The 17,546-nt window shown below is 43.8% G+C and carries 16 protein-coding genes; 11 read left to right on the top strand and 5 right to left on the bottom strand.

Annotated features, from left to right (window positions below):
• The first annotated feature begins 1 nt into the window (after window position 1).
• The 6 genes from AS29_RS09865 (at window position 2) to AS29_RS09840 (ending at window position 6,146) form a co-directional block, all read left to right on the top strand.
• On the top strand, window positions 2-1,090 hold the full coding sequence (locus tag AS29_RS09865; RefSeq protein WP_035406573.1) for a YheC/YheD family endospore coat-associated protein: 1,089 nt from the start codon (window positions 2-4) through the stop codon (window positions 1,088-1,090).
• 24 nt (window positions 1,091-1,114) lie between these two features.
• The gene (locus AS29_RS09860; RefSeq protein ID WP_035406576.1) at window positions 1,115-2,485 is read left to right on the top strand and encodes a YheC/YheD family endospore coat-associated protein; all 1,371 of its coding nucleotides are present in this window, start codon (window positions 1,115-1,117) and stop codon (window positions 2,483-2,485) included.
• A complete protein-coding gene (locus AS29_RS09855; RefSeq protein ID WP_051860635.1) occupies window positions 2,482-3,510 on the top strand; it encodes a YheC/YheD family endospore coat-associated protein in 1,029 nt (342 codons plus the stop codon). The genes AS29_RS09860 and AS29_RS09855 overlap by 4 nt, the downstream gene beginning before the upstream one ends.
• Window positions 3,511-3,666: 156 nt before the next feature.
• Window positions 3,667-3,876, top strand: coding sequence for a YheE family protein (locus tag AS29_RS09850; RefSeq protein WP_035406579.1), 210 nt, complete (start codon window positions 3,667-3,669; stop codon window positions 3,874-3,876).
• Window positions 3,877-3,985: 109 nt separating this feature from the next.
• The gene (locus tag AS29_RS09845; RefSeq protein WP_051860636.1) at window positions 3,986-4,891 is read left to right on the top strand and encodes a PucR family transcriptional regulator; all 906 of its coding nucleotides are present in this window, start codon (window positions 3,986-3,988) and stop codon (window positions 4,889-4,891) included.
• 127 nt (window positions 4,892-5,018) lie between these two features.
• Window positions 5,019-6,146 (top strand): ABC transporter ATP-binding protein, encoded by a 1,128-nt coding sequence (locus tag AS29_RS09840; protein WP_035406582.1) that lies wholly within the window; start codon window positions 5,019-5,021, stop codon window positions 6,144-6,146.
• Between the two features lie 282 nt (window positions 6,147-6,428).
• Here AS29_RS09840 and AS29_RS09835 read toward each other — a convergent pair whose 3' ends face one another.
• Window positions 6,429-6,671, bottom strand: a complete 243-nt coding sequence (locus AS29_RS09835) for a hypothetical protein (RefSeq protein ID WP_035406585.1) — start codon at window positions 6,669-6,671, stop codon at window positions 6,429-6,431.
• A gap of 254 nt (window positions 6,672-6,925) precedes the next feature.
• On the opposite strand from AS29_RS09835, the gene AS29_RS09830 reads away from it, so the two are divergent.
• Complete coding sequence (locus AS29_RS09830; protein ID WP_035406588.1) at window positions 6,926-7,126, top strand: alpha/beta-type small acid-soluble spore protein; 201 nt, start codon at window positions 6,926-6,928, stop codon at window positions 7,124-7,126.
• Between the two features lie 309 nt (window positions 7,127-7,435).
• Window positions 7,436-8,053: an NAD(P)-dependent oxidoreductase gene (locus AS29_RS09825; protein WP_035406591.1), complete on the top strand. Its 618-nt coding sequence runs from the start codon at window positions 7,436-7,438 to the stop codon at window positions 8,051-8,053.
• A gap of 34 nt (window positions 8,054-8,087) precedes the next feature.
• On the opposite strand, the gene AS29_RS09820 is transcribed toward AS29_RS09825, so the two are convergent.
• Window positions 8,088-8,438, bottom strand: a complete 351-nt coding sequence (locus AS29_RS09820; RefSeq protein WP_035406594.1) for a winged helix-turn-helix transcriptional regulator — start codon at window positions 8,436-8,438, stop codon at window positions 8,088-8,090.
• A gap of 131 nt (window positions 8,439-8,569) precedes the next feature.
• Here AS29_RS09820 and AS29_RS09815 point away from each other — a divergent pair, with 131 nt between their 5' ends.
• Entirely contained in the window at window positions 8,570-9,238 is a 669-nt protein-coding gene (locus AS29_RS09815) for an NAD(P)H-dependent oxidoreductase (protein WP_035406595.1), read from the top strand.
• 42 nt (window positions 9,239-9,280) lie between these two features.
• Here the strand turns inward: AS29_RS09815 and AS29_RS09810 are convergent, their stop codons facing one another.
• Complete coding sequence (locus tag AS29_RS09810; protein ID WP_035406598.1) at window positions 9,281-11,311, bottom strand: ABC transporter ATP-binding protein; 2,031 nt, start codon at window positions 11,309-11,311, stop codon at window positions 9,281-9,283.
• Complete coding sequence (locus tag AS29_RS09805) at window positions 11,308-13,065, bottom strand: ABC transporter ATP-binding protein (protein ID WP_035406601.1); 1,758 nt, start codon at window positions 13,063-13,065, stop codon at window positions 11,308-11,310. Before AS29_RS09805 ends, AS29_RS09810 begins: the two co-directional genes overlap by 4 nt.
• Window positions 13,066-14,112: 1,047 nt before the next feature.
• Between AS29_RS09805 and AS29_RS09800 the strand changes: the two genes are divergently transcribed.
• Window positions 14,113-14,397, top strand: coding sequence for a hypothetical protein (locus tag AS29_RS09800; protein ID WP_035406604.1), 285 nt, complete (start codon window positions 14,113-14,115; stop codon window positions 14,395-14,397).
• A 233-nt stretch (window positions 14,398-14,630) separates the two neighbouring features.
• Here the strand turns inward: AS29_RS09800 and AS29_RS09795 are convergent, their stop codons facing one another.
• On the bottom strand, window positions 14,631-16,670 hold the full coding sequence (locus AS29_RS09795; RefSeq protein ID WP_051860637.1) for a transglycosylase domain-containing protein: 2,040 nt from the start codon (window positions 16,668-16,670) through the stop codon (window positions 14,631-14,633).
• 190 nt (window positions 16,671-16,860) lie between these two features.
• Between AS29_RS09795 and AS29_RS09790 the strand changes: the two genes are divergently transcribed.
• Window positions 16,861-17,373 carry a universal stress protein gene (locus AS29_RS09790; protein WP_035406607.1) on the top strand — a complete coding sequence of 171 codons (513 nt, stop codon included), beginning with the start codon at window positions 16,861-16,863 and terminating at the stop codon, window positions 17,371-17,373.
• The last annotated feature ends 173 nt before the right edge of the window (window positions 17,374-17,546 follow it).

The raw sequence follows: 17,546 nt of genomic DNA, 5'->3' as shown, positions 1-17,546 counted from the left end.
AATGAAGTCTGTGCTTGGGTTTATGACGCTTCATCAGGAAGCAGAAAAATCGTATTCCACTGAAATTGCTAAAAGAGCCGGGTCGTTTGGACTGACTGTGTTCAGGTTTTGTCCTGCTGACATTCAGCCCGGCACTGCTCTATTAAAGGGATTTGTATATGAACAGGATGAATGGAAGCCTTCTCTTCAGCCGCTGCCAGCCTTTATTTATGATCGCTGCTTTTATAGCAAAGGCGACCGTTCGGCTAAGTCCCGCCCAATCGCTGAATGGCTGAAAAACAGACCGGATACCGTATTTCTGGGTAAAGGCTTGCCAGATAAATGGGCAGTGCATCAGGCGATTATGAAAGATTCTACCCTCTCCTTCTATTTACCGGATACCGCACAGATTGATACAGCTAAGGACATACTTCCCCTTCTTTTCAGGGAACGGCAATGCATGCTGAAACCTGTAAAAGGGGCGCAGGGACGGGGAATAATCGCCCTGTCATTGAGCGGGAAAACCATTGAAGCGGTTTATCATAACGGTGCAAATAAGAAAACAAAGGGATTCTCTTCCATTGAGGAATTCGAAATCTGGATGAACCTGTTTCTAAAACAATCCACATCTCCCTATCTCATTCAGCCGCTGCTTCAGCTCACAGACCGGAGCCGGTATCCATTTGATATCCGTATTTTGATGCAAAAGGATGGGAGCGGAAATTGGGCTGAACGCGGCCGCGGGATCAGGCGCGGCTATCAGGGATCGTTTATTTCCAACCTTGGAAGCGGAGGTGAGGCACTATCCTATGAAGATTGGTTTCAAAGACTATCGCGCCGCCAGGCTTATTTATTCCATGACGACCTCAGCACGATTCTCTCAAAATTACCGATTGTTCTTGAACAGTCCTTCTCTTCGTTATTTGAGCTTGGTATAGATATTGGATATTCAAGAGACGGGTCTATTTGGATTCTGGATGTGAATTCAAAGCCGGGACGCCAGCTGATTATGCAAACCCAGCCAGACCAAAAGAACAACTTATACGAAGCGCCGCTGGCATACTGCAAGCACCTGCTGGCTAAAACCGCCAATGCCGATCAAGAGCAATAGATTGAAAGGAGCCTGAATGCCGTTATGTCCGATATCTACTCGCTATATTTATTGAATGAAGAAGACAACGGACCGGAATTTGTGTTTCCGTCCGGACATGATGTATTTGAAGAAGTAAGCCATGCTGCCTTTGGAACGTTCTGCCTTCCATGCACTTCACAGGCAACAGGGAAAAATGGCTGGGAAATTGGAGTGCATCCAGCGATGGCTGAAAAACTCAAGCTTCCCTTTCCAGGAAAAACCCGGGTGCTCATCCATGATGGAATTCTTTATTTAGGGCCGCTAATCGGTATTTTTACAGCAGGCTTCACCGATTCTCTCCTCAGGCCAGTCGGTGAGCGGTCCCTATTTTTCGCGAAAATGATGAGCATGGATCAGACAGCCGGCATGTACACAGTCGTGTTTGGAGCACATCACATTAACTGGGAAAACGGGACCGTGATGGGCTATACATACGGCCAAAAAGGCTGGAGTGAGCTTGAGGTTCCCATCCCGAATGTTGTTTATGACCGCCTTCCGAACCGAAAATCTGAAAATCATCACGCTTTAAAGCTTGTTAAGCGGCGCTTAATCGAAGAATACGGCATTCCATGGTTTAATCCGGGATTCTTTAATAAATGGGATATTCATCAAACCCTTTCCCGTATTCCGGATGCGAAAGAGTTTTTACCAGAAACCATCCTTGGACCGACTCTTGAGCAAATCGAACAAATGCTGAGCTCCTACAAAAGTGTTTACTTAAAACCCGCTAACGGCAGTCTCGGTCTTGGCGTGTTTCAGCTCATGTACAGCCGGAAGGAGGAATGCTATTACTGTAAATACAGAGATGAAGCCTTTCAAAATAAACTGCGGAAATATCCTTCACTTGAACACTTTTTCAAGCATTCCTTCAACGGAAGAGTACTTGATTCATACTTGGCGCAGCAGGGCATCGAGCTTTTCCGGCAGAATAATCAGGCAGTTGATTTCCGCATTCATACGAATAAAGATTCGAAGGGCGAATGGAGTGTCACTGCGATCGCAGCTAAGATTGCCGGGAAGGGAAGCGTGACCACCCACTTAAACAGCGGAGGGATTGTTAAAACTCTTGAAGAGCTGATTGAGGATCCGCAGGAACGGATTCGCGTACTTCATAATTTAACGGAGTCCTCCATTTTGCTTAGTGAGCACATTGATGAAAATATTCCTGGCTTTATTGGGGAAATCGGCTTTGACCTTGGTCTGGACCAGACAGGGAAGATTTGGCTGTTTGAAGCCAATTCCAAACCAGGACGATCCATCTTCTCCCACCCAAAGCTAAAGGACGGAGATTTGCTTTCCAGAAGACAATTTTTAGATTATGCGATGTTCCTGATGAAAAAGTCGATTGAATCACCTGAGGATATTGTTCAATGACGAGTGGACAGCCGCGAATTGCCATTTTAACAGCTCCAGGGAAAAAAAACCGAACCTTTTTTGGAAGTGAGTTTTATTTTAAGAAACTAATCGGAGAGGTTTCAAGGCTTGGTGGCCTCTGCTATGTAGTCACTCCAGAGGGGATAAAGGAAAAATACGCGGAGGGCTTCAGTTTTTTTGCAGAAAAGCACCAGTGGCAATTAATGAAAGCTCCTCTCCCTGACGTAATCTATAATCGCATTCCCTCCAGAATCGCAGAAATAAAAGCTGAAGATTGCCTAAAGAAGCTAAAGGAAAAAAAAATTCCAATCTTTAATCCTTCATTTTTTAACAAATGGGAAATCTGGAATACGCTGTCTGATATCCCCCTTCTCCGCCCCTTCCTTCCAATCACCTCTCTAATTGAAAGTGAAGAGGAACTTCGGGAATGGACAGCACGGCTTGGTCAGATTTACATCAAACCGGTGAACCAATGCAAAGGAAAAGGAATCATGAAAGTAACCGCTTTGGGCGGTCAGAATGTGATATCGGAGTCCATCGAGGTTCCCCCCCATCAATCTACGATTAGGGAAGTGTGGGATCAAATTTCTGATATTCCTGTCATCGTTCAGCAGTCGATTGATTCTGATTTACTAAACGGACAAAAATATGACCTGCGGCTGCTCGGAATTTTGAATGGAACGACCCACGTTCTCGTTGGAACCGGAGTGCGTGCATCCAAAAAGCAGAATCTGACTACTCATGTACCTGCTGGAGGGCAAATCGTTCCTTTCCGATTTGTTGAGAATAGGATAGATATGGATCAGCTCCATTTCATCACGGAAACCGCTGGCAAAGCACTGTCAGATCGCTACGGACTTATCGGAGAATTTTCGATTGATGCAGGTGTTGATCAAAACGGAAACCTCTATATTTATGAAATTAACTCTAAACCCATGAAATTTGATGAACCTGAAATTGAAGGCGCAAGAATTTCTAAACTCAGCCGTTTGTTTATGCAATTAGCGGAGAACAGATCCTTTTGACCAGTTATTGGCAAAAGGATTTTTTTCATTTATGCCGTATTTATACAGCGAGAAGACTCCTACTTCAATCTGACTAAGTGTGGGATGAATCGAAGTGGCAGATCGTTCAAGCCGTATAAATTTTATTACCGAAATGGAATCAAGGAGTGATTACAGATGGTTCAGCATTTTCAATGGAAACCTCTTTTCAAGCAGGCAAATTTGCCTGGATGGCGGATTTCTTTTTATTTTAAAGGAACTCATTACGACGGCATCTACCATAAGAACGGGCAGGTGGAGTGGGGAACAGCCATTCCTCCCGGGGATGAGGAGGAGCATCTAATCTCCCAGATCCATGAACTGATGCTTTTCCACGTTTATGAATAAGCTAAAAAAGAACGGACCCTCCTCCGTTCTTTTTTAGCTGCGCTTCAAATATTCATCCTGTCCCGCTACCTGTTATAATAAAAGGAGTACCAGGTAAAGGAGTCTGACTATGCTTCAGCAATTGATGCTTTACTTCGACAATGATTTTTTATCAGGGCCTCCAAGGCTGCTGGATGAATATAAATGGTTTGAAACGGCGGATGGAGAAAGCTTTGGGATACGAAAATCAAGGCTGGTACCCAATGAAACAGAGCTGCTTCAAGCCATGTTTGCCGCAGCTGTTTCTCCGGATAGTCCTTATTTATCGGGGATCAGCCACAAGGAAAAGAGCTGGTTCTATTATTTAACCGGCAAAGAAGACTCTCCGCCAGATGATTTTCCAGTCCGCTTTATCCATGCAGAGTTCAGTGAGAGGATTGAGGATAAGCCTGCTTTGTTAGAAGCAGTGGCAGGGTTTATGGAAGAAGCCCTGGTCATTTGGCTTTCTGATCAATCAGGAGTCATCATTGAGAAGGCTCCTTCGGGTTTGCTTGATATGGATTCCATTACAGCCCTCTCCTCCTCCCTATTAAGTGATTTCTTTATTGAACCAGTGTTTTTTATCGGGCAGATTCACGACAGTAATTCCAGGCTCAGGGAAAAGTTCCAAGCCGAAAGAGACATGTTCAGGGAATTTCCAGGTAAGCTTCCTAAAGGGAAAGTGATTACCTTTTACGAAGCCTCTCCTCTTTTTATGACCGGACAGCGCTATCTTAGTCTACGGAATGCTATATCCGATCGGCTGCTGGATACATTGGATGAGGCAGAACTGGTTTCAACCTTAAAAGTATTCTTCACGTGCAATTTAAATGTGTCATCCGCCTCCAAAGCACTTTATATGCATCGGAACAGCCTGCAGTATCGAATCGATCGTTTCATTGAAAGAACCGGTATTGATATCAAATATTTCACGAATGCTTTAGCCGTTTATTTGCTGATCATTCACAGGGAGAATGCCCTCCCAGCGCCGGAATAGGCAAAGTGCACGAAAGCCCTTTCATTTTTTTGTGCAACTTGTCTATTTACGCATTCACCTCCTTTTCCTAGAATGAAAGCATAGATAAAACGCTTTCAAAACTTGCACAATAACAGGAGGAAGAGACATGGCAGAATTAGTATTGAATTCCATCCATAAAATTTACGACAATAAAGTAACCGCGGTTAGCGATTTTAACCTTCATATTCAAGATAAAGAATTTATCGTGTTCGTAGGTCCGTCAGGCTGCGGTAAATCTACGACACTTCGTATGATTGCAGGTCTTGAAGAAATCTCCAAAGGTGATTTTGTGATTGACGGCAAGCGCATGAATGATGTAGCACCGAAGGACCGCGATATCGCGATGGTTTTCCAGAACTACGCTCTTTACCCTCATATGAACGTATACGATAACATGGCATTCGGTTTAAAGCTTCGTAAATTCCCTAAGGATGAAATTGACCGCCGCGTAAAAGACGCAGCAAGAATCCTTGGTCTTGAACAGTACTTAGACCGTAAACCAAAAGCTCTTTCAGGCGGTCAGCGCCAGCGTGTTGCACTTGGCCGTGCAATCGTGCGCGACGCAAAGGTTTTCCTTATGGATGAGCCGCTTTCCAACCTTGATGCAAAGCTTCGTGTACAAATGCGCGCAGAAATTTCCAAGCTGCATCAGCGTCTTCAAACAACAACTATCTATGTAACGCATGACCAAACGGAAGCTATGACAATGGCAACACGTCTTGTTGTTATGAAAGACGGTCTGATCCAGCAGGTTGGAGCTCCAAAAGAAGTGTACGAAAAGCCTGAAAATGTATTCGTTGGCGGGTTCATCGGATCTCCAGCAATGAACTTCCTGACAGGAAAACTTTCAGACGGCTTCTTTGAAATGAGCGGCGAAAAAGTATCCGTTCCTGAAGGTAAAATGAAATTCCTTCGCGAGCAAGGCTATGTCGGCAAAGAAATTATCATGGGAATTCGTCCTGAAGATATCCATGATGAGCCTGTATTCGTTGACGCTTCCATCGGATCTAAAATCGATGCAAAAATTGAAGTATCCGAGCTTATGGGTGCTGAAACCATGCTTTACTCTCAAGTAGCAGGACAGGAATTTATCGCACGTGTTGATTCCCGTACAGATATTGATCCGGGACAGGTTCTGCCACTTGCATTTGATATGAACAAAGTTCACTTCTTCGACAAAGATTCCGAATCCAGAATCCGTCCTGCAAGTGAAGCGAAGGCTGTATTGGTTTAATTTAAATCAAAAAGAAGCTGCCCCCACGGCAGCTTCTTTTTTTATTCAGACCGTGTTAAATGTGAAAACTTCACTTTTTAATTGGCTTTGTAAAAGCATGGTGTTGATTTTTAACACCTTTTGATTGGTTCGGAAAGCGAACGCCTGCTTGCTGCAATCAGCCGCCAAGATTAAAAGAGCTTTATTCTTAGATATTTATGATATGAGGGATACAGTAAGTGAAAGAAATTATTGGGTTAGCAGGGATTTTTCTAAAATGTTTGAGGCAGCCTCTGGAGAGTCTCACTCTTTTATAACCGCAATTTCCTCATGCAAGCAATTGCCACAGCTGTATTGGTGAACACACTCATGCTGTTCCAAGGAATGAAGAACCCCGTCATACAGCTTCATTGTATCAATATCCATATATGCACTATAATCATCCAGAAAATCTGTTGCCCTGCCATCGTCCGCCATGATTGTCCCGCAGTTTGGACAGAGAATCATTTTTTCCTCAAACCCGTTGCAAAGCGGGCACATGTCCATCTGAATCCAACTCCTTCACCATTCCTTCTGTTCGTATTTTTCACCCTTGTCAATTAAATATGTGCCTCTTTTTTTCACGTTGAATAATTTACCAATTTATATCCGGATTAAAAATCCGAATTGGAAACATAATACGTATTGTAGCAAGCGCAATGGATCAAGCCGACAGAGGCAGGAGGTTCACTCGCTGATTCTCCGGCTGGTGCAAGCCCAGCTGATCCAACCAAAAAATTAATGTATAGGAGTTGACACACATGGCAAACAGCAACAGCTCAAACCAACTAGTAGTACCTGGTGCACAACAAGCTATCGATCAAATGAAATATGAGATCGCTACTGAGTTTGGAGTAAACCTAGGAGCAGAAACAACTGCACGCGCTAACGGTTCTGTAGGCGGAGAAATCACAAAACGTCTAGTACAAATGGCTCAACAGTCTTTTGGCGGAGCTCGTTAATTAAATAACTTGGATTCGAAGGGAGTTGCCTCGCGCATCTCCCTTCTTCTATTTTGGTGGAATAGCGGCAGACTATTCATGGCTGGAAATCCCGCATATCTCTTTTGTTTGGCGGTTGCCGCAGAGTCAAACCTCCATATAATGAAAAAAAGGGATGGAGGGAGCTTTGGAGAATGACTGCCGAGCTGGATTGGGGTTTAATTGGATTTATTCTTTTATTTTTTTTGCAGGAAACTGATTTGCCTTTTCGGCTATTTCTTTTTAAAAATCCGCAAAGTAAGGTATGATGAGGAAAAAGGGGGTGGCCATATGACCATCGCATTTTTGGGAAGTACGGGCCGGGTAGGCCTTGAACTTGCCTCCTTCCTCACTGAAGCCGGACAGCCCTTCAAAGCACTGGTCCGGTCTCCAGAAAAACTTCAGGCTATTGGGAACACTGAAATCATAGAAGGAAATGCTCGGAATGCAAAGGACGTGGAAAGAACCATTGCAGGATGCAAAACGATTATCAGCTGTCTGAATACAGATGGCAATGATACGTTATCCGTCAGCATGGAAATCATCCTGGACGCTGCAAGAAAACATGGCATTGAAAGAATGATTACCGTCGGAACCGCAGGGATCCTTCAGTCCAGAAATGATCCATCCCTGTACCGGTTTCAATCCAATGAATCGAAGCGGCGTTCAACGAGAGCCGCCGAAGAACATGCGAAGGTGTATGAAATGCTGAGGGAATCGGATTTAAACTGGACAATCGCATGCCCTACCTACTTACCGGATGGAAAGCTAACGGGAATCTACCGCTCTGAAGAAAATGTGCTTCCTGATGGCGGTACATCCATTTCCGTACAGGACACGGCTCATTTTGTGTTCCATGAATGGAAGAATCCGAAACATACCAAAAAACGTGTTGGGCTTGCTTATTAGAAAAGCGCCGCATCCTCCCGATGCAGCGCTTTTCTTATATCTCATTCTTCCTTTTTTCCATCACATACTCGACATGATGCTCTCCCCATTCTCTCATCATCAAAATGAGCGGTTTCAGAGATTGGCCGAATTCAGTAAGAGAATACTCGACTTTAGGAGGAATTTCTTTATAGATTTCCCGGTGAACGATTCCATCTCTCTCCAGCTCTCTAAGCTGAAGGGTTAGCATGCGCTGCGTGATTTCCCCATTCAGACGTTTAAGTTCATTAAATCGTTTTTTGCCGTCGAGCAAATAGAAAAGAATGACCCCTTTCCATTTTCCTCCGATAATATCAAGCGTCGCTGCGACAGAACAAGAATACCCATATGCTTTAAAATCCGTCATTTTTCCCACTCCATCTTACAGTATAAAAAATGTTCCTATACCACATACATGTGCGTACTTACATTTATCGTTCCAATTTATTATACTAAATCCAGCAACGATCCCACAACAACAGGAGGAATCCAAATTACATGAACATTCAAGATAAAAAACAGGAAATCTTAACCGCATTCCAATTCAGGCATGCCACTAAACAATTTGATGCAGCGAAGAAGATACCGGAGGAGGACTTCCAGTTCATCCTGGAAACGGCAAGACTGTCGCCGTCATCCTTTGGCTATGAACCATGGAAAATACTTGTTGTCCAAAACAAAGAGATCCGTGAAAAGCTAATGCCTTATACATGGGGCGGAAAAGGCCAGCTGCCGACTGCCAGTCACTTTGTCCTGATCTTTTCAAGAAATGAGAAGGATATGCACCATGAATCTGCCTATATTCAGCATATGATGGATGCAAACGGACTTCCCGAGGAATCCCAGAAAATCAGACGAAGTATTTTTAAAACGTTTCAGGAATCTGATTTTAAACTCCTTGAATCGAGCCGCGCGATGTTTGACTGGTCATCCAAACAATCGTATATTGCGCTCGCCAATATGATGACATCTGCAGCTCAAATCGGGATCGATTCCTGTCCGATTGAAGGATTTGATAAAGATAAAGTGGAACAAGTGCTCCGTGAGGAAGGAATTTTAACTGGCGATAACCTGGAATTGTCTGTCATGGCCGCTTTCGGTTACCGCGTCGATGAACCAAGAGCTAAAACGAGACAGTCTCTCGATACCCTTGTAAACTGGGTTTAATATCCATAGAAAAAAGCCCGCTGCTAAACGAGCGGGCTTTTTTTATCCTGCGAGGCTGCTGCCTGCATTTTGTTTTCCTTGCTGCAGCTTATACATTTGATAATACTTTCCTTCAAGCTTCATCAGCTCATCATGATTTCCTTTTTCTGCGATTTGGCCGTGATCCAACACGAGAATTTGATCTGCATTTTTTATCGTTGAAAGCCTGTGGGCTATGATAAATGTCGTACGGCCTTTTTTCAGGACTTCCATAGCCTCCTGAATAATTGCTTCCGTTTCGGTATCAATGCTTGCAGTCGCTTCGTCCAAAATCAGAATTGCCGGATCAAACGCGAGAGCACGCGCGAATGAAATGAGCTGGCGCTGACCGGAAGATAAAGTACTGCCCTTTTCAATCACCGGCTCATCAAAACCTTTAGGCAGGTTCTTCAGCAGATTTTCCGCACCGACATCGGTTAGGGCCTTTTCAATTTGCTCTCGAGTGATTTCCTCATTTTCAAGATTTACGTTCGAAGAGATGGTCCCTGAAAACAGAAAAGGATCCTGGAGAACAATTCCCATATGCTTCCGAACTTCCTGTCTCGAAAGATCCTGAATGTTTACACCATCAATCGTAATTTTCCCCGTCCTGACATCATAGAAACGGAACAGCAGGTTCATAATTGAGCTTTTTCCGGAACCCGTGTGGCCAACTAGTGCGACGGTTTCCCCCTGCTTCGCTTCAAAATGGATATCCTTGAGTACATCATGATCCTCCGTATAGCCAAAGGAGACATGGTCAAATACTACATTTCCTTTATACCGCCTGTTATTGGCTTCTTCTACATCGATTCCTTTCTCATCAAGCAGACTGAAAACCCTGTTTGACGCGACACGTGCCTGTTCCAGCTGCGCAAACTGGTTGACGATTCCCGAAATCGGCTGGAACAAGCGGTTCAGGTAATCAACAAATGCATAAAGGACTCCAAGCGAAACCATGGAACCTGGATTCAGGGATGCTCCCCCAAAGTACCAAATAAGCGCAACAAAGGCCACATTTCGGATAAATCCAACCATGTTGTGAGAAAGAAGGGCATTGATGCTGAGGAGTTTGTTTTGATAATGGAAATGCTCTTCATTCAGCTTTTCAAACTCTTCTGTCGTCTCCTTTTGGCGGCGAAACGCCTGAATGATGGTCATGCCTTGAATCGATTCGTTCACCATTGCATTGATATCACTGACAAGAGTACGGATTTTCTCATTGTAATTTGATGAAAACTTCCGGTAAGCGATCGTCCATAAAACCAGAATCGGTAAAATGACCATGCAAATCAGTGCAAGTTTTGCTTCCAGCAGGAATAAAGCAATAAAAATACCGGTAATGTAGATAGCACTTGTAAAGAATGTTGCCAGAACCGCAACATACAGCTCTCTAATCGCTTCCGTATCATTGGTCACCCTTGCTACCACTTTCCCTGCAGGAAGGTTATCAAAATATTTGATTGGAAGCCGCTGGATGTGTTCGAAAATATCCTCTCTCATTCTTTGAATGATGCGGTTTGAGGTTACCTGCAGAAAGAATCGCTGGCCATAGTTAAAGAATGATGCAAGAACAAGGAGGCCCAAATAAAGACCCATCAGATAAATCAGACCGCTGACTTCTGGCTCGTAAAAGGCTAAAAGTTCATCCTTGCTCAGTTTACTTGCCGGATAAGAGGTCTCTCCATCACGGTTTTTTATTATTAGCTCTCCGTTTGCTGCTCTTCGTTCTCCGTCTTCCTTAACAGCCTCCGGAATAAAATAATAATTCAATTTGGTTTGCAGGACGTGAACCTGTTTCCCCTTTTGCTCCCCTTCTGTGAACCGGTCGCCCCGTTTATACGTTTTTCCTTTATAGGCTACTGTATCCTTTCCCCGGGACTCTGTCTCAAACCAGGGCTTTTCAATTCCGATAATATGATCATCAATCATTTTCTTGGCAATAATCGGACCAGTCAGCTCGGCACCAACGGCAACAGCCAGCATGAGCAGCGCAGCCAATAATGTTTTTTTATACTTAAGGGCGTATTGAACTAAACGATTTCCTGTTTTCATGCGCCCACCCCGCCTTCATTTTGCGCCTCGACCTGCTGGCGCTCGTATTGAGTTTTATACCATCCTTCTTCTTTCATAAGCTGCTGGTGCGTTCCTTCTTCAATGATTCTACCATCTTCAAGAACGAGAATTCGGTCAGCATGTTCAACAGCCGAAAGACGGTGTGTTGTGATGAATGTCGTCTTTCCCTTCCGCTCACGGCGAATGTTTTCAATAATAGCCGTCTCGGTTTTCGCATCAACAGCAGATAAGGAATCATCCAATATCAAAATTTCAGGATTAGCGATCAAAGCCCGTGCGATTGAAATCCGCTGCTTTTGCCCGCCTGATAAAGCGACCCCTTTTTCCCCGACAAGGGTCTTCAGACCTTCAGGCAGCATCTCTATGTCTTTTCTGAAAAATGCTGAATCGATTGCGTGCTCCACATCTTCTTCGGTGCCGTCTTTCTTACCGAAAAGAATATTCTCACGCACGCTTCTTGAGAAAAGAATATGATCCTGAGGGACATATCCGATCCATTTCTGCAGCGATTCCATTGGAATTCGCTGAATAGGAACTCCGCTAATCAGAATTTCACCTTTTCCAAGCGGGTATTGTCTGAGAAGCTGCCGGATAATGGTTGTCTTCCCGCTGCCTGTTTTCCCGACAATCCCAATGGTCTCTCCTCTTCCGGCTTTGAAGGACATTCCTTTTAAATTAGTAACCGCTGACGAGGGGTAAGTAAATGCTACGTTTCGAAATTCAATTGTATCCGGTGTATCCACCTGAATTGGATGCTCATGATTCTTCACATCAGCTTCATAAGCCAATGTTTCATTTACACGGTCAAGTGAAGCATTTCCCCGCTGCATGATATTGATCAGCTCGCCAATGGCAAACATCGGCCAGATCATCATACCGAGATAAACGTTGAAGGAAACCAATTCTCCAAGCGTCAGCTCCTGATTAAAGACAAGATATGCACCATAGCCAAGACCAATCATATAGCTCATTCCAACAAGAAGCTTTATAGTCGGATCAAAAAGAGCATCAATTTTTGCTACAGCCACGTTCTTCCGGTACACATCATCTGTCATTGAACTAAAGCGTTTTACATCTTCTTTTTCCTGTACGAAAGCCCTTAATACTCGGACTCCCTGAACGGACTCAAGTACTTTATCATTCAAATCTCCGAACGAATCCTGAGCCAGCATAAAGCGTTCATGAATTTTCTTTCCATAGATGTTCATCGCAATCGCCATAAGGGGGAGTGGAAGAACCGCCGCAATCGTAAGCTTCCAGCTGATTAATATGGCCATCGAAAAAAGAATGGTTAACATAAATAAACTGGAATCAACGAGCGTTAAAATTCCGAAGCCGGTCGTTAACGACACAGCCTTTAAATCATTGGTAGCACGAGCCATTAAGTCGCCCGTTCTGTTTTTCTCATAGAATCTTGGTGTCATTTTAATCAAGTGTCCCATAAACTTCGAACGGAGAATTTTCTCAATTAATTGCGCTCCGCCGAACAAATTGTACATCCAAAAGTACGTCATCGTATAAGTCACAGCACCGAGACCTAAAAATAAGAGGACGTATTTTACAAGAGACTCCGAGGAAAAACTCCCCGCTTTAATTTCATCAATAACTGTTCCTAACAGCTTTGGCGGAATAACCTCGAAAATATTGACCATCTGCAGCAGAACAATCGCAATGGTATAGCGAAGCCAATACTTTTTAAAAAACCACTTTAATTTGCTTAAAACCGAAAACATGTACCCATCTCCCTTGCTTTTGTTTTTAAAACTAGCCGCTATCTGGATCTCCTTCATTTAAAAGCAGTCTCGAAATAGTTTTACGGGTCATTGTATTTCCTCCTAAATTCGTTTTATTTATCTTTAAAAGACCGTTTCCAGCCTAAAAAAGCAAAAAAAGGCACACCATGGAGGATATGCCTTTTCCAAATGAAAAGGCATGGAACCGCGTTTTACCGCGGACCATGCCCTAACTAATAACAGCTGCAGATATCAAGCTGTATATACGTTAAAGGAGGACCGCGCCTGATTGACGAACAGAAACAAACTTAACCATATCAATTCCCTTCATGACGCGTCCCTCCTTTCCAATTATTGTTTAATGTCATTGTAAAGATATCATTTGTGACAGCTTTTTGTCAATTGTAAATTTTCTCACAAAAGCGGAGGCGGCTTGGTTAGGCCTGAGAGACGGTGGAACTCCCGACCGAGGGGCGCTTTTTGCCCTGACCGAGGGAGTGAAGCGTCCGAAGGCCTAGCCGCCGGAGCTAGACGGAGTACAAGCGCTACACTAATTTATGGAAGTTCTGCTAAAGGCGCGATGTCCTGTCGCAACGCAGAACTGACCTGCCTCCTGCAGGCCTCCGACAAGCATAAGACGATCAGCCGGAGAAAGGCGGTTTTCCCTTTCGCAGGATGAGCGGCTTATGACCTCGAGGGGCTAGCGCCCGGAGCTGGACGGAGTACAAGCGCTAATCCTCTTCTGCTAACGGGTTTGGAGGCGGCTTGGTTAGGCATGAGAGACGGTGGAACTCCCGACCGAGGGGCGCTGACTTAAGGAAGTTCTGCTAAAAGCGCGACGTCCTGTCGCAACGCAGAACTGACCTGCCTCCTGCAGGCCTCCGACTGAGGGAATGAAGGCGGTTTATGATGGGGTGAGTATTCCTGTGCAAACAACAAGGTCTTTTTACCCATTTTCATCTTTTTCTGTTTCACTTCTTAATTAAAGAGGTAATAGAAATACAACAATAAAAAAAGAAAAACATTAAAAATCGGGAGGGACTAGAAATGGAAAAAGCTACATATTTTGTTGGTTCTTCATTGAACATGGAACAGGCAATTGAATTGAACCAGCTTGCGAAAACACTTAATACTGACATATATATCAATGCAGACGAAAGGTCTAAAGTCGATGTATCCAAACTCCCATCTCTTGTCGCATTTTTGCTGACAGCTTCACATAACAAACAGCTTCAAATTATCTGTGATCGGGATAAATATGCTCAAGTAAGCGAAAAACTTGCTGAGCTGTTTGAGAAAGAAAATACTGCACTTTTATCCCCTCTTCATTAATTAGCATAATCAACTCAGCAATGGGTACATTAAATTATAAAGTGCAAAGGAGAATGAACATGCTGCGTACAATTTTGATGGTTATTGGAGCAATCGTTGTTATCGCTTGGATTATCAATATGCTGTAAGAACAAGAACCTGCCGAGCAGGTTTTTTTTATTTGGTTTTTGACCTTATTACCGGCAAAAAAATAAAATAATGCCCTGCAGGTTGTCTGCAGGGCATTTCTATTATTAATTGTTTTTAAATTGCTCTTCCCACTTCTTCTTCTCTTCTTTAAATTTTTCTTTCATTTTCTTCTCTATTTCTTTATTTTTTTGATGACTGGGATTCTTTTCCTCGCCAGGTGCTCCTTTTTTATCTTTGTTTCCTTTTTCTTCTTTCTCATTAGGCACACTTGCCGGCGGCGGAACAGATACCGGTTTTTGATAAAGAGGCAAATTAAAGCTTTGTTTCTCTTCATTTTTTAAAGCTCGTTCCATAATCTTCTTATATAGCGGAGCGGCTGTTTTACTGCTCGTCGTATCCAATATGTTATCGGCGTCCGTTTTATCATAGCCGATCCACAGGGCTCCCGCTAAATTAGGGGTAAAGCCTGCAAACCATTGATCCTTCGTGCCATCTCCACCATTTGGATCCTGTGTAGAACCGGTTTTTCCTGCCAGCTCCCAGCCTTCTATTTTCGCATTTTTCCCAGTTCCTTCGTTAACGGTTCCGAGCATTAGCTGAGTAATTTTATCAGCAACTTCAGGAGTGGTCGCTTTGGATTTGGCTCCTTCCCATTCACCTGCTGTTTTTCCTTCTGAATCTACAATCTTTGTTATCGCATGGGATTCGTTACGGACTCCTTTGTTCGGATAGGCGGAAAATGCTTCGGCCATCTGCAATGGAGATACTCCTTCATTCAGGCCGCCAAGAGCGAGACCATACTGCCTGTCCTTATCGGTAACAGGAATCCCGAACCGTTTTGCTGAATCAAGTCCTGCATCTATGCCCACATCACTGAGTGTATAGACAGCTGGAACATTGTAGGACTTGATAAAGGCGTCATATAAGGATACGGTTCCTCTGTATTGTCCATCAATATTTTTCGGTGTATATCCGCCAAAGTCCATTTCCTCATCCTTAAGCGGAGAATCCAGTGTATAACCTTTTTCAAGCGCCGGCGTGTAAGCAGCAATCGGCTTCATAATCGAACCCGGCTGTCTTTTAAGCTGAGTAGCACGATTAAACTGACGGAATGAATGCTCTCCCCGGCCGCCGATTAAGGCCTGAATCCCTCCAGTTTTCGGATCAATCAGAACCGATCCTGCCTGAACTTGCTGATCCGTTTTGCTCTTAGGAAAAAGAGTGTCATCCTTAAAGATTTCTTCAAGGCCTGTCTGCATATCCTGGTTCAATTCCGTATGGATTTTGTAACCGCCCGCAAGGAGTTTTTCCTGGGAAATTCCATACCGCTGGCTTGCCTCTGCGATAATTTGATCCACGTAGGAAGGATATTTCCCTTTAAGTGGATCTGTCTTCTTTTCCTTTAAAACGAGCTCTTCACTGCGCGCCTTATCTGCATCGGCCTTAGAGAGAAACTTTTGATCCTCCATCAAGCCAATTACTACGTTGCGCCGCTCAATAGCCTTGTCATAGTTTTTAACTGGAGAATAATTTGTCGGGGCTTTTATTAAGCCCACCAAAATAGCTGATTCACTATTTGATAAATCTTTAGGTTCTTTTCCAAAATAGGTTTGTGCAGCACTTTTTAGTCCCCAAGCCCCTTCGCCGAAATAAACCTGATTGGCGTAGAGCTCCAGGATGTTTTCTTTCGAATACTTCTGCTCAATTTTCTTGGCTAGAAAGTATTCATCAAATTTTCTCGTAAAGGTTTGATCCTGCGTCAGGAACGTATTTTTAGCCAGCTGCTGGGTAATCGTGCTTCCGCCTTCCACGACGCCACCTGCAGCAATATTTTTAAAGGCCGCTCTGACAATTCCTAAATAATCAATGCCGCTGTGTTTATAATAGTCACGATCCTCGGTCGCAACGAGAGCGTGCTCAAAGCTTTTCGGCATTTCCTCGTAATCCATCCATTCGATCTTTGAGGATGTAAGTTTACTTGCCAGCTTGCCATTCTGGTCATAAATTGCTGTTGGCTGGGTAACTGACTTTTCCAGCTTGCTCACATCCGCTTTGGCAATTAAAGCCTGATGGAGAATGAGACCTGCCAACACTACTGCCAGCACGGCAATGATCGATATTTTAAATATAAATTTTTTCGTCATAAAATCCCCGCCATCTAATGGAAATTGGGCATGCTGTCTTCCCTTTATACATTACCCTAACAAAAACATAACGATAAATCATACGATATGCAGGACCATTTCATAGGGGTAGATGTCATGAGGATTAATATTTACCAAAAAGGGTATTGAATGTAAAATGCTTTAAACTTATAAAAAGGATGTGGGGAAGTTGAATACAATTCGTCACCTGCTCGTAGCTTTCAATGGAACAGCAGACAGCAAGGAAGCGCTCTCAACCGGAATCAGCCTAAGCAAGCAGCTTAATGCTCAATTGTCCGTTCTCCATGTATATGAAAATGAAAATAAGCCAGCCATCACAGCCTCATCCACTCAGCCGCTTTACGCCAACCGAATGAGCGGTGATGGCATGACGAACTATCCAATGCCTCCAGTAGTCGATGCACGGGATGAAGCCTACCATGAAGATCAATACATGAATGACGGGACGAACCTTGTAACAACGGAAGCCCAAGCCATGCTTCAGCAAAATAATATTCCGGGTGAAGTCAAAGTTATGGACGGCAATCCATCCGACACGATCCTTTCTTTTGCAGAGGAAATTGGTGCAGACATGATTGTCGTAGGACAGCGCAACATTTCAGGCTTCAAAAAATTGATTACAAGCAGTGTAAGCGAAAAAGTAACAAAGGAATCGGTCATCCCGGTTTTGATTGCGAAGTAAATAGTAGTGAAAAGCTGCTCTTTTAGGGGGCAGCTTTTTCTATGTATTAAATTAATCTCTCTATGGGGAGTCTTGGATAGGGAGGGCTCACCTCCGGTTAACGGACACTTCTCACTGAATATCGTCCACTCGCTCATTTATCGGACTTTCACTCTCAGATATCGGTCACTCGC

The sequence above is a fragment of the Bacillus sp. SJS genome, assembly GCF_000732485.2.
GTDB classification, from domain to species: Bacteria; Bacillota; Bacilli; order Bacillales; family Bacillaceae; genus Metabacillus_B; species Metabacillus_B sediminis.
This window is presented reverse-complemented; position numbering and strand designations above follow the sequence as displayed.